This window comes from Achromobacter sp. 1L-A-4-B-C2 (genome assembly GCF_057291955.1).
On the sequence record NZ_JBXAWP010000001.1, the window covers coordinates 1,134,805 to 1,154,865 of the forward strand.

Annotated in this window: 20 protein-coding genes, 2 tRNA genes and 1 riboswitch; of the genes, 15 read left to right on the forward strand and 7 right to left on the reverse strand. The window is 65.5% G+C overall.

Features of this window, described 5'->3' with window-relative positions:
• The first annotated feature begins 109 nt into the window (after positions 1 to 109).
• Both AC0Z35_RS05190 and AC0Z35_RS05195 read left to right on the forward strand, forming a co-directional pair.
• A complete protein-coding gene (locus AC0Z35_RS05190; RefSeq protein ID WP_314355386.1) occupies positions 110 to 1,852 on the forward strand; it encodes a nitrite/sulfite reductase in 1,743 nt (580 codons plus the stop codon).
• Positions 1,845 to 2,390 carry a DUF934 domain-containing protein gene (locus AC0Z35_RS05195; RefSeq protein WP_046803248.1) on the forward strand — a complete coding sequence of 182 codons (546 nt, stop codon included), beginning with the start codon at positions 1,845 to 1,847 and terminating at the stop codon, positions 2,388 to 2,390. Before AC0Z35_RS05190 ends, AC0Z35_RS05195 begins: the two co-directional genes overlap by 8 nt.
• Here the strand turns inward: AC0Z35_RS05195 and AC0Z35_RS05200 are convergent.
• A complete protein-coding gene (locus AC0Z35_RS05200; RefSeq protein ID WP_485131178.1) occupies positions 2,338 to 3,156 on the reverse strand; it encodes an IclR family transcriptional regulator in 819 nt (272 codons plus the stop codon). The genes AC0Z35_RS05195 and AC0Z35_RS05200 overlap by 53 nt on opposite strands.
• A 103-nt stretch (positions 3,157 to 3,259) precedes the next feature.
• Between AC0Z35_RS05200 and AC0Z35_RS05205 the strand changes: the two genes are divergently transcribed.
• Genes AC0Z35_RS05205 through AC0Z35_RS05220 form a run of 4 tightly spaced genes read left to right on the forward strand, consistent with a single transcriptional unit; the run spans position 3,260 to position 7,467 of the window.
• Positions 3,260 to 4,252 (forward strand): Bug family tripartite tricarboxylate transporter substrate binding protein, encoded by a 993-nt coding sequence (locus AC0Z35_RS05205; protein WP_046803246.1) that lies wholly within the window; start codon positions 3,260 to 3,262, stop codon positions 4,250 to 4,252.
• Between the two features lie 16 nt (positions 4,253 to 4,268).
• Positions 4,269 to 5,864 (forward strand): class I adenylate-forming enzyme family protein, encoded by a 1,596-nt coding sequence (locus AC0Z35_RS05210; RefSeq protein WP_485131177.1) that lies wholly within the window; start codon positions 4,269 to 4,271, stop codon positions 5,862 to 5,864.
• Complete coding sequence (locus tag AC0Z35_RS05215) at positions 5,861 to 6,652, forward strand: citryl-CoA lyase (RefSeq protein ID WP_485131176.1); 792 nt, start codon at positions 5,861 to 5,863, stop codon at positions 6,650 to 6,652. The genes AC0Z35_RS05210 and AC0Z35_RS05215 overlap by 4 nt, the downstream gene beginning before the upstream one ends.
• Positions 6,649 to 7,467 carry an SDR family NAD(P)-dependent oxidoreductase gene (locus AC0Z35_RS05220; protein ID WP_104141672.1) on the forward strand — a complete coding sequence of 273 codons (819 nt, stop codon included), beginning with the start codon at positions 6,649 to 6,651 and terminating at the stop codon, positions 7,465 to 7,467. The genes AC0Z35_RS05215 and AC0Z35_RS05220 overlap by 4 nt, the downstream gene beginning before the upstream one ends.
• A 61-nt stretch (positions 7,468 to 7,528) precedes the next feature.
• Here AC0Z35_RS05220 and AC0Z35_RS05225 read toward each other — a convergent pair whose 3' ends face one another.
• Entirely contained in the window at positions 7,529 to 8,323 is a 795-nt protein-coding gene (locus AC0Z35_RS05225; protein ID WP_485131645.1) for a MetQ/NlpA family ABC transporter substrate-binding protein, read from the reverse strand.
• Between the two features lie 182 nt (positions 8,324 to 8,505).
• Between AC0Z35_RS05225 and AC0Z35_RS05230 the strand changes: the two genes are divergently transcribed.
• The gene (locus AC0Z35_RS05230) at positions 8,506 to 9,579 is read left to right on the forward strand and encodes a DUF6817 domain-containing protein (RefSeq protein WP_485131175.1); all 1,074 of its coding nucleotides are present in this window, start codon (positions 8,506 to 8,508) and stop codon (positions 9,577 to 9,579) included.
• Positions 9,580 to 9,658: 79 nt separating this feature from the next.
• On the opposite strand, the gene AC0Z35_RS05235 is transcribed toward AC0Z35_RS05230, so the two are convergent.
• The 5 genes from AC0Z35_RS05235 to hemA all read right to left on the reverse strand — a co-directional run bounded on the left by AC0Z35_RS05235 (position 9,659) and on the right by hemA (position 13,973).
• Complete coding sequence (locus AC0Z35_RS05235) at positions 9,659 to 10,222, reverse strand: UbiX family flavin prenyltransferase (protein ID WP_046803240.1); 564 nt, start codon at positions 10,220 to 10,222, stop codon at positions 9,659 to 9,661.
• Between the two features lie 7 nt (positions 10,223 to 10,229).
• Positions 10,230 to 10,556, reverse strand: a complete 327-nt coding sequence (gene grxD / locus AC0Z35_RS05240; protein WP_006227137.1) for a Grx4 family monothiol glutaredoxin — start codon at positions 10,554 to 10,556, stop codon at positions 10,230 to 10,232.
• A gap of 131 nt (positions 10,557 to 10,687) precedes the next feature.
• Positions 10,688 to 11,521 (reverse strand): peptide chain release factor N(5)-glutamine methyltransferase, encoded by an 834-nt coding sequence (gene prmC / locus AC0Z35_RS05245; RefSeq protein ID WP_485131174.1) that lies wholly within the window; start codon positions 11,519 to 11,521, stop codon positions 10,688 to 10,690.
• Positions 11,522 to 11,531: 10 nt separating this feature from the next.
• Complete coding sequence (prfA, locus tag AC0Z35_RS05250) at positions 11,532 to 12,614, reverse strand: peptide chain release factor 1 (protein ID WP_046803353.1); 1,083 nt, start codon at positions 12,612 to 12,614, stop codon at positions 11,532 to 11,534.
• Positions 12,615 to 12,698: 84 nt separating this feature from the next.
• The gene (gene hemA / locus AC0Z35_RS05255) at positions 12,699 to 13,973 is read right to left on the reverse strand and encodes a glutamyl-tRNA reductase (RefSeq protein WP_046803238.1); all 1,275 of its coding nucleotides are present in this window, start codon (positions 13,971 to 13,973) and stop codon (positions 12,699 to 12,701) included.
• A gap of 215 nt (positions 13,974 to 14,188) precedes the next feature.
• On the opposite strand from hemA, the gene AC0Z35_RS05260 reads away from it, so the two are divergent.
• From AC0Z35_RS05260 to AC0Z35_RS05295, 8 genes are all read left to right on the forward strand, one after another.
• Positions 14,189 to 14,264: transfer RNA gene (locus AC0Z35_RS05260), tRNA-Phe, on the forward strand.
• Positions 14,265 to 14,349: 85 nt separating this feature from the next.
• Positions 14,350 to 14,425, forward strand: a tRNA-Phe gene (locus AC0Z35_RS05265).
• A gap of 131 nt (positions 14,426 to 14,556) precedes the next feature.
• Positions 14,557 to 15,330: a hypothetical protein gene (locus tag AC0Z35_RS05270; RefSeq protein WP_485131173.1), complete on the forward strand. Its 774-nt coding sequence runs from the start codon at positions 14,557 to 14,559 to the stop codon at positions 15,328 to 15,330.
• A complete protein-coding gene (locus tag AC0Z35_RS05275; protein ID WP_046803236.1) occupies positions 15,327 to 15,824 on the forward strand; it encodes a hypothetical protein in 498 nt (165 codons plus the stop codon). Before AC0Z35_RS05270 ends, AC0Z35_RS05275 begins: the two co-directional genes overlap by 4 nt.
• Positions 15,825 to 15,838: 14 nt before the next feature.
• Positions 15,839 to 15,930, forward strand: a riboswitch (TPP riboswitch).
• A gap of 69 nt (positions 15,931 to 15,999) precedes the next feature.
• Positions 16,000 to 17,082, forward strand: a complete 1,083-nt coding sequence (locus AC0Z35_RS05280; RefSeq protein ID WP_485131172.1) for a LuxE/PaaK family acyltransferase — start codon at positions 16,000 to 16,002, stop codon at positions 17,080 to 17,082.
• Entirely contained in the window at positions 17,079 to 18,539 is a 1,461-nt protein-coding gene (locus tag AC0Z35_RS05285) for an acyl-CoA reductase (RefSeq protein ID WP_485131171.1), read from the forward strand. The genes AC0Z35_RS05280 and AC0Z35_RS05285 overlap by 4 nt, the downstream gene beginning before the upstream one ends.
• Positions 18,536 to 19,300 carry an ABC transporter ATP-binding protein gene (locus tag AC0Z35_RS05290; RefSeq protein ID WP_485131170.1) on the forward strand — a complete coding sequence of 255 codons (765 nt, stop codon included), beginning with the start codon at positions 18,536 to 18,538 and terminating at the stop codon, positions 19,298 to 19,300. The genes AC0Z35_RS05285 and AC0Z35_RS05290 overlap by 4 nt, the downstream gene beginning before the upstream one ends.
• Complete coding sequence (locus AC0Z35_RS05295; protein ID WP_485131169.1) at positions 19,297 to 20,061, forward strand: ABC transporter permease; 765 nt, start codon at positions 19,297 to 19,299, stop codon at positions 20,059 to 20,061. The genes AC0Z35_RS05290 and AC0Z35_RS05295 overlap by 4 nt, the downstream gene beginning before the upstream one ends.

Consider the following 20,061-nt stretch of genomic DNA (forward strand, 5'->3'; position numbering starts at 1 on the left):
GACTTAGACGCTGCCGTCTGCTGGCTGTTACGGTTATGAATCCCCTTTTCCGACGCTGCGCGCCGGACGCTACAGGGCATAGACCGAGAAGACCACAAGGGCAGTAGACATGTACGTGTATGACCCCGTCGACCAGCAGCTTGTCGAGCAGCGTGTGGCGCAGTTTGCCGATCAGACGCGCCGCTTCCTCGACGGCCAGCTCACCGAAGATGAATTCCGCGTTCTGCGCCTGCAGAACGGCCTGTACATCCAACGCCACGCCCCCATGCTGCGCGTGGCCATTCCCTACGGCATGCTGGCGTCGCGCCAATTGCGCACGCTGGCGCACATCGCCCGTAAATGGGATCGCGGCTACGGCCACTTCAGCACCCGCCAGAACATACAGTTCAACTGGCCCCGCCTGGAAGACGTGCCGGACATCCTGGCCGAACTGGCCACCGTGCAGATGCACGCCATCCAGACCAGCGGCAACTGCATCCGCAACACCACCACCGACCACTTCGCCGGCGTCGCGCCCGATGAACTTGTCGACCCGTTGGTGTGGTGCGAGATCATCCGCCAGTGGTCCACCCTGCACCCCGAATTCGCCTTCCTGCCGCGCAAGTTCAAGATTGCCGTCAGCGGCGCCGTGCAAGACCGCGCGGCCGTCGGCGTGCACGACATCGGCCTGCAAGCCGTTGAACGCGATGGCACGCTGGGCTTTCGCGTGTGGGTCGGCGGCGGCATGGGCCGCACGCCCATCGTCGGCAAGCTGATCAACCCGTTTGTGGAATGGCAGCATCTGCTGACCTACCTGCAAGCCGCGCTGCGCGTCTATAACCTGCACGGCCGCCGCGACAACAAGTACAAGGCGCGCATCAAGATCCTGGTCAAGGACCTGACGCCCGAGGTCTATGCACAGCAGGTCGATGAGCAGTGGCAACTGATCAAAGACGGCCCCGACACCATCACCCAGGACTTCGTGGACAGCATCAAGGCCCGCTTCGTGTGGCCGCAATACGATGCCGCCGCCGCGCAAGATGCCGACAACACCGACGCGCTGGCCGCCGGCGACAAGCGCTTTGCGCGCTGGCTGCGCACCAACGTGCACGCGCACAAGGTCGCGGGCTACGCCGCCGTCACCGTCTCGCTCAAACCCACCGGCGTGCCGCCCGGCGACATCACCGCCGACCAGATGGACGCCGTGGCCGACCTGGCCGATGCCTATGGCTACGGCGAATTGCGCGTCTCGCACGAACAGAACCTGATTCTGGCCGACGTGCGCCGCGCCCGCCTGCACGAGCTCTGGCAGAAGCTGGAAGCGCTGAACCTGGCCACGCCCAACGTCGGCCTGTTGACCAACATCATCGCCTGTCCGGGCGGCGACTTCTGCGCGCTGGCCAACGCCGTGTCCATCCCCGTGGCCGAAGCCATCCAACGCCAATTCGACGACCTGGACTACCTGTTCGAAATCGGCGAACTGGACCTGAACATCTCCGGCTGCATCAATTCCTGTGGCCACCACCACGTGGGCCACATCGGCATCCTGGGTGTCGATAAGGCCGGCGAAGAGTGGTATCAGGTCACGCTGGGTGGCCGCCAGAACGGCGCCGCCAAGCCCCTGCCCGACCTGGAATCCACGCGCGGCGGCGGCGCTGCCGTGGGCCGCATCATCGGCCCCTCGTTCGCACGCGACCAGGTGCCCGGCGTTGTCGACCGCCTGATCCGCACCTACCTGGGCTTGCGCGACAGCGAAACCGAACGCTTCATCGACGTGGTGGACCGCGTCGGCATCGACCCCTTCAAGCAGGACGTCTACGCCGATCCCGCCTTCGCCAAACCCGTACAAAGCGCCGAACCCGCCCATGCCTGACCTCTACGCCCACGACGCCCCCGGCCCGCACCTGATCCGCGACGGCCGCCTGCAAGCGGACACGGCGCGCCCGTTCGTGCCCGAACCCGAAGTGGCCGCCGAGGGCCAGGTGCCCACGGACGAGCCCGGCTGGATCGTGCCGCTTTCCATCTGGAAAACCTCGCGCGCCACCTTGCGCCGCCACAAGCATCCCGTGGCCGTGCTGCTGGAACCCGACGCCGACCTGCGTGACCTGGCTGAGCCCGACGGCACGCTGGACCCCGCCGGCATCGCCTTCATCGCCGTGGACTTTCCCAACTACACCGACGGCCGTGGCTATTCGCTGGCGCAGCTGCTGCGCACGCAATACCACTGGACGGGCGAACTGCGCGCGGTGGGCGACGTGATGATCGACACCATCCACTACCAGGCGCGCGTCGGCTTCAGCAGCTTTCTGGTCAAGCCGGGCCACGACCCCAAAAAGGCGCTGGACGCCTTCAATACGTTCACGGTGCACTACCAGAAGACGTATCGCGCGCCGACCCCGGCCGCGGCTTGACGTCGTCTTGCGCCAGCTGGCCGCGGATCAGTTCCGCGATGCTGCGCTGGCGCGGCGCCTGCATCCGGTCGATCAGGCTGGATACGCTGACCGCCAGACGCGGATAACCGTTGGCGTCGCACACGGCGACGCCAACGCCCAGCACGCCGGGCACCGCCGCGTTGCCCACCACCGACCAGCCCCGGTCGCGCGTGTTCTCAACCAGCCGCCGCATCTGCACACCGGTCATGCCGCCATAGGCGCGCAAGGCCTTTTCGTTTTGCGTCACCACTTCATCGGCCTCGGCCGGCGGCAATGCCGCCAGCAAAGCCAAGCCGGCCGCGCCCACGCCCAATGGCTGGCGGTGCCCCACCGTTACCGCCAATACCTGCACCGGGTAATTGCCCACTTCGCGATGCAGGCATAGCGAATCATTTGCCGCGCGACAGATCAGAAAGGCGGAATCCCCCGTCACGTCGCTGATCTGGCGCAGCACCGGCCGCAGGCCGCGCACGGCCTGCGCATGCGGGTCGCCGGCCATCATCACGCCCAGTTCCGCGATGCGCCAGCGCGGCGCCTCGGACTCGCGCAGGGCATAGCCTTCCTGCACCAACACTTCCAGGTATCGATACGCGGTAGAGCGCTGCATACCCGCCGCGCGAGCAATGTCGGTGACGTGCATGCCGCCCGCCCCCGCTTGCCGCAACACCCCCAGCACCCGCAGGCCCCGGCGCAAGACCACGGGCCCCGAGGACTGCGATTCCGAATCCGATTCCGCTTTGTTCATATTTTGGACACCCTGCGTTGCTGACGCTTGCATCAAAGCCCAATATCAAAACGGGCAGACGAAGATCTGTCCAAATATTAGACAAAACAGGACGGAGACATTCATGAAGACTGCATACACAAGGCGGCTGGCCGCCTTTGCGCTGACCCTGGGCAGCGCGCTGGTCGCCGGCGCCCCTGCCCTGGCGGCCAAGCCCTACCCCGATCGCCCCGTCACGCTGGTGGTGGGCTACGCGGCGGGCGGCGCCACCGATATCGTCGCGCGCTTGATGGCCAAGTCGCTGTCCGAGGCGCTGGGCCAGACTTTCGTCGTGGAAAACAAGACGGGCGCCAACAGCAACATCGGCGCCGAGATCGTGTCGCGCGCCACCCCGGACGGCTACACGCTGTACGTGGGTTCCATCGCCAACACGATCAACCGCAGCCTGTACAGCCAGCTGAACTACGACTTCATCAAGGACTTCAAGCCCGTCGGCCTGGTCGCGACCATTCCGAACATTCTGGTGGTCAACCCCAAGGTGCCGGTCAAGACGGTGCAGGAATACATCGCCTATGCCCGCGCGCATCCGGGCAAACTGACCTGCGCGTCGTCGGGCAGCGGCTCGTCCATCCACCTGTCTTGCGAGCTGTTCAAGATGGAAACGGGCACCGACATCCTGCACGTGCCTTATCGCGGCAGCGGCCCGGCCGTGGCCGACCTGTTGGGCGGCCAGGTCGATTCCATGTTCGACAACCTGCCCTCGTCGTTGCCGCACGTGCAGGCCGGCAAGCTGCGCGCCATTGGCGTGACATCGCCGCAGCGCCTGCCCGCTACGCCGGACGTGCCCACGCTGGCTGAATCCGGGTTGCCGGGCTTTGACGTGGAATCGTGGTTTGGCCTGGTCGCTCCCGCCGGCACGCCGCAGCCCGTCATCGCGCGCCTGAACGAAGCGCTGAACCAGGCACTGGCCAGCCCCGCCTTGCAGGCGTCCTACAAGCAGGCCGGCTTCTACGCGCCGACCACGCCCAACACGCCGGAGACCTTCGCCAAGAAGATCGACAGCGAAATCGACAAATGGGCCGCCGTCGTCAAACGGGCCGACATCAAGGCCAACTAGTTTTCAGGAGCACAGGGTGTACCCGATCGATTTCTTTTTCCGCGCGGCCGAGCAGTATCCCGAACGCATTGCGCTGGACGGCCCCGAAGGCGCGGTGACCTACGCCGAACTGGCCGCCCGTACCCGCGCCCTGGCGGCCGCGTTGCAAGACCTGGACCCCGAACCGCAAACGCGCGTGGCCCTGTGCGCGGGAAATTCCGCGCGGCACATCCTGGCGCTGCTGGCCGTGCTGGCCAGCGGAAAGATCTGGGTCCCGCTTAACTATCGCAGCACCGCGCGCGAGATCGGGCGCATCCTGGATGCGACCACGCCGTCCATCGTCATCGTGGACGCCACCGGCGACCCGCTGGCGCCGTGGGCGGACGGCGCACGCATCCATCTTGACGATGCCGACCGGGACGGAGACGGGAACGCTGACACGGGCACAGCCACAGCCGCTGATACCTCCACGGGCAGCGGCAAGTGCGCGAGCACCCGCACCGGTGCAAGCCTGCGCCTGAACGCGCTGCTGCGTCAGTACGCCGGACACGAGCCCACGCGCCACGCGCTGTCCCGTGACGCCACGCAGGCCATCAAGTTCACGGGTGGCACCACCGGGCTGCCCAAGGGCGTCATGCAACCGTACCGCGCGTGGAACGCCGGCATCATCAACCAGATCGCCAGCTGGCAGCTGACGTGCGAGGACCGCTACGTGGTGTCCGCGCCCATCACGCACGGCACCGGCACCTACATGCTGCCCATACTGGCCTGCGGCGGCGCGCACCTGCTGCTGGACAGCGTGACGCCGGCCACCATCACCGCCGCCTTTCGCGAGCGCGGCGGCACGCTGAGCTTCATGCCGCCCACGCTGATCTACATGATCATGGCGCAGGACGGCGTGTCGCGCGCCGACTTTCCCGAGCTGCGCAACCTGATCTACGGCGGCGCGCCGATGCCGCCGGAAAAAATAGACCGCGCGCGCGACTTCTTTGGCCCCGTGCTGGGCACCACCTATGGCCAGACCGAAGCGCCGCAAATCGCCACCGTGCTGCGCCCGTCGGACTTGAACGATCCGCGCAACCGCGCCTCGGTCGGGCGGGCGACATGGCTGTCCGACGTCGCCATCATGGCGCCCGACGGCACGCTGTTGCCGCGCGGTGACATCGGCGAAGTCGTGGTGCAGGGCGACCTGACGATGACGGGCTACTGGCGCCTGCCCGAGAAGACCGCCGAAACGCTGGTGGACGGCTGGCTGCACACCGGCGACACGGGCCTGATCGACGCACGCGGCTATCTGTTTCTGAAAGACCGGCTGCGCGACGTCATCATCACCGGCGGCTTCAACGTGTACCCGGTCGATGTCGAGAACGCGCTGTCGTCACACCCGGCCGTGTACGAATGCTCGGTGTTCGGCCTGCCCGACGACAAATGGGGCGAAGCCGTGCACGCCGCCGTGCAGTTCCACCCAGGCGCGCAGGCCGATGCCGACGCGCTGAAGGCGCATGTGCGCGCACTGTTGGGGCCGGTCGCCACGCCCAAGCAATTCCATATCCACGACAGCCTGCCGCGCTCCAGCGTGGGCAAGGTCCTGAAGAATGCCGTGCGCGACGCCGCACAAAAGGAGACGCCATGAACACACCTGAAACCCGCCTTTGCGCCCATCACCTGACCGGCATGTCGTACCGCGACGTCGATCTGGTTGACGGCCTGATCGGCAAGAAGACCTTTACCGAAGTCATGATCATGCAGATCCTGGGCCGCGACGCGCGCCCGGTGGACATGCGCATCGTGGACGCGGTGCTGGTCACGTTGATGGAACACGGCATGACGCCCAGCGCCATCGCCACGCGCCTGATCTACATGAGCGCCCCCGAAAACCTGCAAGGCGCTGTCGCGTCCGGCTTGATGGCGGTGGGCAGCCAATTCGTGGGCACCATGGAAAATTGCTCGCGCCTGCTGGACCGTATCAAGCAGGCGGCGGACGGCCGTGCCGAAGCGCTGGCCATCGCGCGCGAATTCCGCGAACAGCGCCAGGCGCTGCCCGGCTTTGGCCACCATCTGCACAAGCCCGACGACCCGCGTTCCATCAAGCTGCTGGCGCTGGCCGAGGCCGAGCCGGACCTGGAGGGCGCGTCGCTGAACGCGTTGCGCCTGCTGGCCGCCGCCGTGGACGAGACCTATGGCAAGCACATCACCATCAACGCCACGGGCGCGGTGGCCGCGTTGCTTAGCGAAATCGGCGTACCCACGAACCTGATGCGCGGCTTTGCCGTGATCTCGCGCGCGGCCGGCCTGGTGTCGCACGTGGCCGAAGAACAGCAAAGCCCATCGGGCCGCTACATCTGGGAAACCATTGACCACGCCATTCCTTACGTCGGCAAGGGCAAGACGCATCAGCAAGAGGACGGAGGACCGGCATGACGGCGGCGCAGGGCACCGATACCCGGCTGGCGGGCAAGGTCGCGCTGGTAGCCGGCGCCGGCGCGTCCGCCAGCGGCTGGAGCATCGGCCGCGCCAGCTGCGTGACGATGGCGCGGCAAGGCGCCGCCATCGTGGCGCTGGACGTGAACCTGGCGGCCGCGCAAGACGCCGCCCATGAAGTCGAAAAAATTGGCGGCAGCGCCTTGGCCGTGCAGGCCGACGTGGCAGACCCCGACGCCATGCAAGCGGCGGTGGACGCCGCGCTGCGCCGCTACGGCCGCATCGATATCCTGCAAGCCAACGCGGGCATCGGCAAGGTGGGCGGGCCGGAAGATATTTCGCTGCAAGACTGGGACCGCATCCAGCAGGTGAACGTGACCAGCCTGCTGATCGCCACGCGCCTGCTGGCGCCCGTGATGCGGCAACAGGGCGGCGGCGCCATCGTCACGGTGTCGTCCATTGCTGGCATCCGGTACACGGGTTATCCACACCTGGCCTACAGCGTCAGCAAGGCTGCCGTCATCCACTTTGCGCGCATGGCGGCGCAGCAATATGCCGCTGACGGCATCCGCGTGAATACCGTGATCCCCGGGCTGATCGACACCCCGCGCGTGGCGCAGAACGTGGCGCGCATGTTCGACCCCGACAACCTGCAAGCCGCGCTGGCCGCGCGCGACAAGCAGGTGCCCATGGGCCGCATGGGCACGCCCTGGGAGGTGGCGAAAGCGGTGGCGTTCCTGGCGTCGGACGATGCGTCGTACATCACCGGCACCGAGCTGGTCGTGGACGGCGGGCTGACGGGCAAGTACGCCTGATCGTGGGCGCCGGACTCAGGCGCTACGCCTGATCGTCAGGCGCCAGACGCAGGCGCGACGCTTACCAGGACGTGGAGTACGCCCCCGGGAACTGCTTGGCCACAAACGCCTTCACCTCGTCCGACTGGTACGCCTTGATGAAGCGGGCAATGCGCGGGTCGTTCTTATTGTCTTCACGCGCGGCGATCACCACGGCGGCAAAGGGCGCGTCCTTGCTTTCCAGCGCCAGCGCATCCTTGGCGGGCGACAGGCCCGCCGGGATGGCGTAGGCCGAGTTGACCGCCGCCGCGTCCACGTCCGACAGCGAATGCGGCAACTGCGCCGCTTCGATCTCTATGAACTTTAGCTGCTTGGGGTTTTCAACGATGTCGAACAACGACGCCGTCACCGTCACGCCGTCCTTGAGCTTGATGAGCTTGGCCGCCTGCAACACCAGCAGCGCGCGGGCGCCGTTGGTGGGGTCATTGGGTATCGCCACCTTGCCGCCTTGCGGCAGGTCGTCCAGCGACTTCAGGCGCTTGGAATAGATGCCCATCTGCTGCACTACGGCGGTGGCCACCGGCACCAGCTTGTAGCCCCGCGCCTTGTTCTGCGAGTCCAGAAAAGGCTTGTGCTGATAGATGTTCAGGTCCAGTTCCTTGGCGTCCAGCGCGGCGTTGGGCTGGATGAAATCGCTGAATTCGATCAGCTTCACTTTCAGGCCCTGCTTGGCCGCCACCTGCTGCACCACTTCGCCGATCTGCGCGTGCGGACCCACGGTGACGCCCACCTTCAGTTCGGCGTCCTGCGCCATGGCTTGGGTGCCGGCAAAACCGAGCACAACGGCGAATACGGCGAGGGAATGGCAAAGGCGCATAGGGCGCATAGGGATCTCTGAAAGTAGAAAGAATGAGCCGCGATTCTATGCAGCGTCCTACAAAACCGGAAGCGATGAATATTCATATTGATATGCACGAAATCGTATAAAGCGCCGCGCCATGACAAGCCCGCGTCATGCGGACACAATAGCGGCTGCCATCAATCATCCGCATTCACGCCATGCCCACATCCGCCGAACTACACCCGCACGCGCGCTCCTTGCTTGCCGACCACTACCAAGCGATCGATGCGGACCTGCCCGCGTTGCTGGACCTGCTGTTCGCCCGCAGCGCCGGTGAAGACTGGCACAAGGCCGGCACCTTCAAGCACCATCTGCTGGGCGTGTACCGCACGCTGGCGCTGTGGAACCAGCCGCGCGAAGTGCGCATGCTGGGCTTGTTCCACAGCGTGTACGGCAACGAATACGTGGACCTGACCTTGTTCGACCGCGAGCGCGAACGCGAGACGTTGCGCAACGTGCTGGGCGACGAAGCCGAGGAATGGGTCAGCCTGTTCTGCGCCATGCCTCGCACGAAGTTCGTGCAGGCCGTGCTGGCGGGCCAAGGCACGGGCGGCACAGGCATGACGCTTGAAGGCACCGATGGCCAGGTATTTACGTTGACGCCGCGCCAGGTCGCCGCGTTCATCGTCGTGTCCGCCGCCGACATCGGCGAACAATGGCACAGCTGGCAAGACGAAATCTTCGCCGGTTATCCGCAGCAGCAGCGGCGTGATCTGAAAGCCAACTGGGCATCGTCGTTGTGGCCCGGCCCGCTGAAGCCGCCGTCAAATATCCTGTCGATGCTGTCGCACTTGCTGGCGCCCTTGTCCGGCATGCGGGCCGATACCGGCATCCCCGTCCCGCCGGCGTTCGACGGGTGCAGCGCCACGCTCAGCCCGCGCGACGAAGCCGCCGCCAGCGCGCTGTATTGGCAGGTCATCACGCGCATGCACCCGCTGACGGAAATGGATAGCGCGCGCCATCTTCTGGAAGCCGCCGTGGCGCATAACCCGTGGGTGGGCGAACCGCGTTTGCTGTTGGCGCAACTGGCGCTGACCACGGGCGATTTCGACGCGGCCCAAACGCATGCGGCAGCTGGCTTGGCGGCTTTGCAGGCCTGGGGCACGGCGTGGGACAAGCGCATTGAGTGGGCGGGCTGGATGGCCTGGGCGCGCATCGAATTGCAAAACGCCCGCGCGCGTCAATGGCCGGAAAATCTGGCAGCGCTTAATGGCTTGGGGCTGGTGGAGTAAGCCCGGGGCGCCGCCACCATGCAAACAGCCCCGCATGCGGGGCTGTTTCATTTCACGCGGCACACCGGCAGCGGCCTGGCTACTTCATGCCTTCCCAATGCGGGCCGGGCACGATGATGTCGAACAATTCCAGCACGCGCGCTACGGTGTGATCCACCATTTCTTCAATGGACGACGGGCGGTGATAGAAGGCCGGCAGCGGCGGAAACACGATGCCGCCCATTTCGGTCACGGCGGTCATATTGCGCAGGTGCGCCAGGTTGAACGGCGTTTCGCGCACCAGCATCACCAGGCGCCGGCGTTCCTTCAAGGTGACGTCGGCCGCGCGGGTGATGAGGTTGTCCGACAGGCCATGGGCCACCGCCGCCAACGTGCGCATCGAACACGGCACGATCACCATGCCGGCGGTCTGGAACGCGCCGCTGGCCAGCGTGGCGCCCACATCGCGCACCGAATGTACGTGATCGGCCAGCGCGTAGACGTCGTGGCGGCTGACATCAAGCTCGTGCTTGATGTTCAGCACACCAGAGGCGGACACCACCAGATGCGTCTCGACATCATCCACGCCGCGCAAGGCTTGCAGCATGCGCACCGCGTACAACGCGCCCGTGGCGCCGGTGATGCCGATAACAAGCCGCCGCATCGCGGCGTTAAGCCGTGGCGCCGGATTGCTCCAGCAGCGTCTTCAGTTCGCCGGATTCATTCATCTCGTTCATGATGTCCGAGCCGCCGATGAATTCGCCGGCCACGTACAGCTGGGGAATGGTGGGCCAGCTGGAAAATTCCTTGATGCCCTGGCGGACTTCGTCGTCTTCCAGCACGTTGACGGTGACCAGCTTCTTCACGCCACAGCCCTTCAGGATTTGAATGGCCTTGCCGGAAAAGCCGCACTGCGGAAATTGGGCGGTGCCCTTCATGAACAGCACAACGGGGTGCTGGGTCACGGTTTCGCGGATGAATTCTTGAACGTCGCTCATGGTGGTCTCTTGGACAGGCATAACGGAATACGCCAATTATAGGTACAGCGAAAAAATCCGCCCGAAATCCCCGGAAGCGGGTCAGGCCAAACGCGTTTTCCGCGCCAAACTCTTGTAACAGACGGCCCGGGTCAACCGCGCGCGGCAGCCCGGCGTCCGCCGGAAATTCGCTCGATGCCGGCCAGGTCGTGGCGGCTGTGCACATTCTCGAACCCGGCATCGGCCAGCAAGCCGCGTACCGCCTGCGCCTGGTCCCAGCCGTGTTCCAGCCACAGCGCGCCCCCCGGCCTCAGGTGCTGGGCGGCGCCCGTCACGATGCGGCTCAGGTCTTGCAACCCGCTCGCGCCGTCGGTCAGCGCACCGCGAGGTTCAAAGCGCAGATCGCCCTGGTCCAGATGCGGGTCGTTGCTGGCCACATAGGGCGGGTTGGACACGATCAGATCGAAACCCTCGCCGGCCGGCACCGCATCGAACCAGCTGCCTTCCACGAAACGCACCGATGCGGTCAGATCCCACGCGTTGGCCGCCGCCACCTTCAGCGCGGCGGCGCTGACGTCGGACGCCATCACGCGCGCATCGCGTCGGGCCAGGGCGATGGAGATCGCAATGGCGCCGCTGCCCGTGCCCAGGTCCAGCACGGCAGGCCCGGCCATGCCCGCCACGCACTCCAGCGCGGTTTCCACCAGCACTTCGGTGTCAGGACGGGGAATCAGCACGTCGGGCGTCACGGTGAATCGGTGACCCATGAATTCGCGGTGGCCCAGCAGGTACGCCATCGGCTCGCCCGCCAGCCGGCGCGCCAGCAGCGCGTTGAACGCGGCGGCAACGTCGGGGTCCAGCGGGTCGGTGTCGTGCGCCAGCAGCCATGCGCGCGGCTTTTGCAGCACGTGCTCAAGCAGCATCCGCACTTCCAGGCGCGGCAGGCGGGTGTCGAGCAGCAGGCTTTTGAGCTGGGGCGTCGTCATGGCGCGCGCGTCAGAGGTCGTCGCCCAGCGCCGCCAACTGCTCGGCCTGATGCTCGGCGATCAGCGCGCCGGTCAGCTCTTCCAGGTCGCCTTCCATGATCTGCTGCAACTTGTACAGCGTCAGGTTGATGCGGTGGTCCGTCACGCGGCCCTGCGGAAAGTTATAGGTGCGGATGCGCTCGGAGCGGTCGCCCGTGCCGATCAGGCTCTTGCGCTCGGCGGCTTCCTTGCTTTGGCGCTCGCGCGTTTCCTTGTCTTTCAGGCGCGCGGCCAGCACCTGCATGGCCTTGTCCTTGTTGCGGTGCTGCGAGCGGTCATCCTGGCACTCCACCACCAGGCCGGTCGGCAAGTGGGTGATGCGCACCGCTGAATCGGTCTTGTTGATGTGCTGGCCGCCCGCGCCGCTGGCTCGGAACGTGTCGATGCGCAGGTCGTTGGCGTTGATGACGATTTCCGACATCTCGTCGGCTTCCGCCATCACGGCCACGGTGCAGGCCGACGTGTGGATGCGGCCTTGCGCTTCGGTGGCCGGCACGCGCTGCACGCGGTGTGCGCCGGATTCGAACTTCAGGCGGCCGTAGGCGCCGTCGCCATCAATGCGCGCGATCACTTCCTTGTAGCCGCCCAGCTCCGAGGCGCTTTCCGACATCAGCTCGACGCGCCAGCCGCGCGCTTCCGCGTAGCGGGTGTACATGCGCAGCAGGTCGCCCGAGAACAACGCGCTTTCGTCGCCGCCCGTGCCGGCGCGGATTTCCAGGAACACGCTGCGCCCGTCGTTGGGGTCGCGCGGTAGCAGCAAGAGCTGCAATGCGCTTTCCAGGCTTTCCAGCTTGCCTCGGCCCGACTTGATCTCGTCTTCGGCCATGGCCTTCATGTCGGGGTCGGACAGCATTTCCTGCGCCGTCGCCAAGTCTTCTTCAGTGCGGGCAAATGCGGTGAACGCGTCGACCACGGGTTCCAGCTCGGCGCGTTCGCGCGAGAGCTTGCGAAAACGGTCCATATCGGACGCGGTTTCCGGTTGGGCCAGCAACGCGTCCACCTCGGTCAGGCGGTTACACAGATGCTCCAGCCGGCTGCGCATGGAAGATTTCATGGGGGAATGACCAAAGAAAAAACGGGAATAGCGGGCGCCCACAAGACGAACGCCCGCCAGGAGGCGGGACGTGGGGCAGATTCGCTAACGGCGGGAGTCGCGGCCGGGAAACAGGCGAGGCATCCAGGCAAGCAGCTGCTTGCGGTCGTCGCCTTCACTGCGGTTCAAGGCCGCCAGCGGGCCGTGCAGGTATTTTTGCGTCAGCCCGTGCGCCAGCTGTTCCAGCACAGCTTCGGGCGATTCGCCACGCGCCAGGAGGCGGCGCGCGCGTTCCAGTTCAGCGGCGCGGACGTCTTCGGCGGCCTGGTGCAGGTCGCGGATAACGGGCACCACTTCGCGGGACTGCATCCAGTGCATGAAGCCCTGGACGCGGGTTTCGATAATGGCTTCGGCCTGCACCACGGCAGCGCGGCGCGCGTCGGTGCCGGTCTGCACCAGCCGGCCCAGGTCGTCCACCGAATACAGATAGACGTCGTCCAGGCGGCCGACTTCGGGCTCGATGTCGCGCGGCACGGCCAGGTCGATCATGACCATGGGGCGGTGGCGGCGCAGGCGCGTAGCCCGTTCCACCATCCCCAGGCCGAGGATGGGCAGGGAGCTTGCCGTACAGGAAACGATGACGTCGAACTCGGACAGGCGATCCGTCAGGTCGGACAGCTTCATGGTGCTGGCCGAAAAACGGTTGGCCAGGATTTCGGCGCGCTCGGCCGTGCGGTTGGCCACCACCATGCTGCGCGGGCGTTGCGCGGCGAAGTGGGTGGCACACAGTTCAATCATTTCGCCCGCGCCGATGAACAGCGTGCGGGCCTGGTCCAGGTTGCCGAACACGCGCTCGGCCAGGCGGACGGCGGCGGCGGCCATGGACACCGACTGTGCGCCAATGGCGGTCTGCGACCGCACTTCCTTGGCCACCGAGAACGTGCGCTGGAACATCTGGTGCAGCAAGGTGCCCAGCGACCCGGCTTCGCCGGCGGCGCGCACGGCGTCTTTCATCTGCCCCACGATCTGGGTTTCACCCAGCACCATGGAGTCCAGCCCGCTGGCCACGCGGAAAGCGTGACGGACGGCGTCGTCTTGATGATGGCGGTACAGGTGCGGGCGCAGCGTGCCGGCGTCCAGGCGGTTATGTTCAGCCAGCCAGGCGGGCAATTGATCAGCGACGTGACCGTCGGCCGCGCAATAGATTTCGGTGCGATTACAGGTGGACAGGATGGCGGCTTCACGGACGGAACCGCCGAATGCCGAACGCAGACCTTCCAGCGCAGGCTTGACCAGATCGACGGGCATGGACACGCGTTCGCGAACCGAAACCGGCGCGGACGTGTGGTTCAGACCGAAGGCAAGGACAGCGACCGACATGTGGATGCGTAAAGAACTGCCACGAAAATGACTGAAAGATTATACCCCTGCGGGTTATCCCCAGGCCATTTGCGCCCACTTCCGCGACCCTGCGTCGCACCTTCCGTTCCATTCACCCAACAGTCGGCAGGCGCGACGGGGCGAAAAATAGTTGGCGGATCCGCCCCTACGGCTGGCGTGGGCAAAAAAAATTGTGTATAGTTGCGGACTTCGTTGGCCTGGTAGCTCAGTCGGTAGAGCAGAGGATTGAAAATCCTTGTGTCGGTGGTTCGATTCCGCCCCAGGCCACCAAAAGAATTATTGGGATTGCGATAGCAATATCAAGTTCCAAAAAAGCCCAGCCCCCGCGCTGGGCTTTTTGCACCGTGTACGTGTTGGCCTGGTAGCTCAGTCGGTAGAGCAGAGGATTGAAAATCCTTGTGTCGGTGGTTCGATTCCGCCCCAGGCCACCAGCCCTCCTGATCTCCACCGCTGTGGGGATTTTTTTACGTCCAAATTCTGGCCTTCACCCCCGCCTCGGCGCCCGCTTGCAAAATATTACATGCCGGCAAAAAAGCCGGGCACGAGGTCTACAATCGTCGGTATGAAACCGGCCGCCAATCTTCGCTTCGCTGTGCGCGACCGCATCAACGGCGTTGATGTGGGCCCAAAGGCTGTTCCCTTGAGCCTGCTTGGCGAGTTTCAGAAAGACGTCAGCGACTTTCTGCAAGGGTCCACCCGAGAGGTCAACCCGGCCGCAGTGCTGGTGTCGATAGAAGACGGGTCGCTGGTTTTAGTCGCCGAAGGGTTGTTGGCGGCATCAACGCTCTGGGCCGATGTGGAACGCTTAGCCGTCCCGAATTCTCTCGAAGCCATTGATCCCCGGCGCGCGGCGGTCATCGAGCGCTGGCAAGCCCAGGCACGCAACAATCCCGATCGTGTTTACGCCCTTGAAGACAACACGCGGCGCGCGCTGACGATTGTCAATGCCCAGTCAGACTTCAAACAATCCGTCGATATTTGGGTAACCGTGGAAAAGTACTTACACGGCAAAATCGTGGACTGGGGCGGCAAGACCAAGGCGAACGTTCACCTTGTGCTTGAAAATGGCAAATCGCTTACGGTAGCCGCCACTCAGCAATTACTGGCACAGGAGAGCGAAAATCGCCTCTATCGCCCAGCCTTGCTGCACGTGACCGCTGAAGAGAATCTACGAACCGGTGAATTGCGCAATTTGAATCTGCGCTCGTTTGAGGTGCACCACCCCGCGTACGACGACGATGAATTCCAGCGAATGGTACGCAAAGGCACCGCGGCCTGGGCGGACGTACCCGACGCAACACGATGGGTTGAATCACTGCGTGGCGACGACTCATGACGGCAGCAGTGTTGCTGGATACCAGCTATCTGATCTCGCTCGTCGACGCGACTCGCCCCAACCACCAAATTGCCACCCGGTACTTCCGGCAGATGCTTGACGAGTCTCTGCCGATTTATTTTTCGGCAGTCGTTGCAGCGGAATTCGGCATCAAGCAAGCACTGACCGACTTACCACTGCAAAAGTTTCGCCACCTGCCGTTCAACATCCCGCACGGGCAGCGAGCCGCCCAATTGTGGAATGCGCTGGGCCCAAGGGGCGATGGCACTGGGCGCGCAGTTGCGCGTGATGACATCAAACTCATTGCCCAGGCTTGTCACGAGCGCATTCCCTTTGTCCTCAATGAGGACGCTTCCTCGCTGCACAAATACTGCGAACGGCTACGTGAGGCTGGCGTATGCCAGGTGCGTTCCATCGTCCTGGCCAGCGGTTATGACCCCGCAGCCTTCCGAATGGACGGTCAGCAAGGATTCGACCTAAGCGGCGAACCCTAGAGCGGGTTAACATTGCCTTCGCTCCGGGGTGCACGCCAGTGCTGAGATTCAGACCCGCGAACTTGACCCGGTTCATGCCGGCGTAAGAAGAGCAATCGTCCGACCCTGCCGCGCCCTTGCGCCGCTTGCGCGGGCGGGCTTCGGAGCTTCCTTGTACCGGAATCGACGAACGCCCATGAACAACGCTGCCCCGCCCGTCGCGGAACTTCTTGAATTCATTGCCCAGGACGGCTGCACCGATGCGCAGTTCGACCGGATGGCGCTACGGCTTTTTGCGTATCAATATGGCGCCAACGCGCCGTATCGCGCGTTTTGCCAGCGGCGCGGCGCGACCGTGCGCAATGTGAAGACCTGGAGCGACATTCCCGCCGTGCCCATCGACGCCTTCAAGGCGATGGAGCTGCGCTGCGAGGCGCCTCGGGCCGACGAGCGTGTCTTCATGACCAGCGGCACGACACGCGCCGATATGCGCGGGCGGCACTTTCACCCGCATCTTGAGGTCTACGACCTGTCCATGACCCGCAATTTCGCCGCGCGCGTCATGCGGGGCACGCCGCGCCTTCCGATGGGCATTCTGTTTCCGGACGAAGCCGCCATGCCCAATTCGTCGCTGGCCCACTACCTGGCCCTGGCCAAGACCGCGTTCGGCACCGAAGACAGCCGCTATTTCATGTCGCCGCAGGGCATCGACCTGGATGGGTTGTGGCGTCGCCTTGAAGAGGCTGAACGCGACGGCCAGCCCTATGCGCTGCTGGGCGCCAGTTTCAGCTTCGTGCATGTGATCGATGCGCTGCGCACCGCGGGCCGCACGTTCCGTTTGCCGCCGGGCAGCCGCATCCTGGACACCGGCGGCTACAAGGGCCAATCGCGCGAGCTGCCGCTGGACACCTTTTATTCCGAGCTGTCCGAGCTGCTGGGCGTGCCGCGATCGCTGTGCATCAACATGTATGGCATGACCGAACTCAGCACGCAGTTTTATGACGACGGCAATGCCACCGTCCCTTCCGTGAAATCGGGGCCGCACTGGATTCGCTCGCGCCTGGTCGACCCCGCCAGCGGCCGCACCGTGCCCGCGGGCGAACGCGGCATCCTGGCGCACTGCGACCTGGGCAACTTCAATTCGGTCAGCACCATCCTCACTGAAGACGTCGGGCAACCCGCCGATGGCGGCTTTTTGCTGCTGGGCCGTGCTGAAGGCGCGCAGGCCAAGGGCTGCTCGCTGGCCGTCGAAGAATTCATTCAGTCGGCGCGGCCATGAGCGTGCAACGCGTCCAAGCGGGCTATCTGCCGGGGCTGACCTCGGCCGATGTCCAATGGCAGACCCTGCCCTTCGAGCAGGACGGCCGGCGCGTGGAAGTGGCCGTGCCGGTGCTGACTGCCGCACAGATGCAAGCGCTGGCCGAACGCGTCAAGCAGGCCAGCGCGCGGCATCTGAAGACGATGATGGTGTCGGAGATCATCAACGTCATCGACGGCGCCATCGCCCGGTTGCTGGACCCCAACGACCCGGTTCGGCAACAAGCCGATGCGCTGTTGCCGATCGTCAGCGGCTATGACGGGCAGATGGTGCGGCTGGGCCTGACCGGCTTTTTCAAGACGTTCCGCGCGCCGCAGCTGCATCGCTTTGTGGCCGAAGACTTCGCCAACCCCAAGGTGCTGGACGGCTTTCAGCCCGCGGCCAAGGGCGGCGCGGTGCGCGCGCATGGCCCGCAATTGCTGGTGCACAGCTGGGCCGGCAACGTGCCCGCGCTGGCATTGTGGAGCCTGATCTGCGGCCTGCTGGTCAAGGCCGGCAATATTGGCAAGCTGCCCAGCGCCGAGCCGCTGTTTGCCGGCTGGTTCGCGCACCTGTTGGCCGAGGTGCACCCGCCGCTGACCGACTGCCTGGCCGTGGTCTGGTGGCGTGGCGCGGGCGAGGACGACGCCGCCGCCCTGTACGCGCAGGCCGATACCGTCGTGGCGTACGGCGGTAACGACGCCCTGCATGCCATCCAGCGCCGCCTGCCCGTCACGACGCGCTTTCTGCCGCATGGCCACAAGCTGGGCTTTGGCGTGGTCAGCGCGGCGGCGCTGGACGCACAAAAGGCCCCCGCCCTGGCACGCCGTGCGGCATGGGATGTGATGCGCTACGACCAGCAGGGCTGTTATTCGCCGCAGATTTTTTACGTGCAGCGTGGCGGCCTGGTATCGCCGCGCGACTTTGCGGCTTACCTGGCGGGCGAGCTAGCCAATCTGCATCGCCGCTTTCCGCGCCGCGCGTTGGATCTGGCCGAATCGGCGGCGCTGGCCAAATGGCGGCAGTCCATCGAATGGCAGTTGCCGTCCAACGCCGCCGACGTGTTGATCGGCGACCCCGATGCCGCCTGGACGGTCTCTTATGTGGACACCGCGCCCGCGCTCTCGCCCACGGCCCTGCAACGCAGCATCGTGGTGGCCGGTATCGACATGCTGGATGAGGTGGCGGCGCGCGTGGCGCCCCACCACCACTACCTGCAAACAGCGGGCGTGGCCGCCACGCCCCAAGAGCTGTATCGCCTGGCCGATCAGCTGGGCGCGGCAGGCGTTACCCGCGTCAGCGCGATTGGCGCGATGAGCATGCCCGAAGCGGGCTGGCATCACGACGGCCGTTTCAACCTGCTGGACCTGGTGCGCATGACGGAAATTGAACAGTCCGCCGAAACCGCCGCCGACCCCTACGCGCCGTACGAACCATGATTGCGGACTCGTCCCGCCCCTTCCTGCACATCGACGGGGCGGTCTACACCTACCCCGGGCGCACGCCCATCGTGAACGGCATCGACTGGCGCCTGCAAGCCGGCGGCTTTCATTGTCTGGTGGGCCGCAGCGGCTGCGGCAAGACCACGCTGCTGAAACTTGCCGCCGGGCTATTGGCGCCGCAGTCCGGCCGCGTGGTGCTGCAAGACGGCACGCCCGCCGCGCCCGGCCCGCAGCTGGGCTATGTATTTCAAGCGCCGACGCTGCTGGACTGGCAACACGTAATCGACAACGTGCTGCTGCCCGTGTCCTTGCAACGCCGACCGCTGCCGGAAGACGCACGGCGCGCGCACGATCTGCTGTCCATGCTGGGCCTGTCCGACCACGCACAACACTACCCACGCCAACTGTCCGGCGGCCAGCAAAGCCGCGTGGCGCTGGCCCGCGCGCTGATTCTTGAACCCGCCTTGCTGTTGCTGGACGAGCCCTTTGCCGCGCTGGACGCCATCACGCGCGGCGAGCTGCAAGACGACCTGCTGCGCATGTGCCGCTTGCGCAATACCACCGTGCTGTTCGTCACGCACGACATCAGCGAAGCCGTCTACCTGGGCGACCGCGTGGCCGTCATGCACCAGGGCCGCATGCTGGCCGACCTGCCGGTGGACCTGCCCGCGCCCCGCACGCAAGCCATGCGGCACGGCGCCGCGTTCAACGCCACCTGCGCGCAGGTGTACGAATTCATGACCGGGGCGCGCCCATGACGCCCGCCATTCGATTCCGCGTGCTGGCGCTGGCGCTGCTTGTCGCGCTGCTTGGCGCCTGGGAAATCACCGTGCGCCAAGCCGGTATCTCGGCATTGGTGCTGCCCGCCCCGTCCGCCGTCGCGCAAACCTTGTGGACCAGCCTGGCCACCGGCTACCTGTGGCCACACATCGGTGCAACGCTTGCCGAGATGCTGCTGGGCCTGGCGATCGGCGGCGCGGCGGGCCTGGGCATCGGCATTGCGTTGGCCGAATCGGCCTTGCTGGACCGCGTGCTCAAGCCCTACGTGATCGTCAGCCAGGTTGTCCCCAAGCTGGCGCTGGCGCCGCTGTTCGTGGTGTGGTTCGGCTTCGGCATGGCGCCCACGGTGGTCATGACCGCGCTGATCTGTTTTTTCCCCTTAATGGAAAACACGCTGACCGGGCTGCGGCAGGTCGACCCGAACCGGCTGCAACTGTTTCGCATGCTGGGCGCCACGCGCGCGCAAACCTTGCTGCGGCTGAAGCTGCCTGCCGGCCTGCCGGGCATCCTGGCGGGACTGCGCGTGGCGCTCGTGCTGGCACTGGTGGGCGCCGTAGTGGGCGAATTCATCGGCGCCAGCCGAGGCTTGGGCGCCGTCATCATCGCCGCGCAAGGCATGATGGACACGCCCCTGATGTTCGCCGCCCTGACCGCCATTGCCGCCATCGGGTTGCTGGGCTATCAGGCCACGCTGATGCTGGAACGACGCCTGCTGCGTCCCTACGCCGATCAATCATGA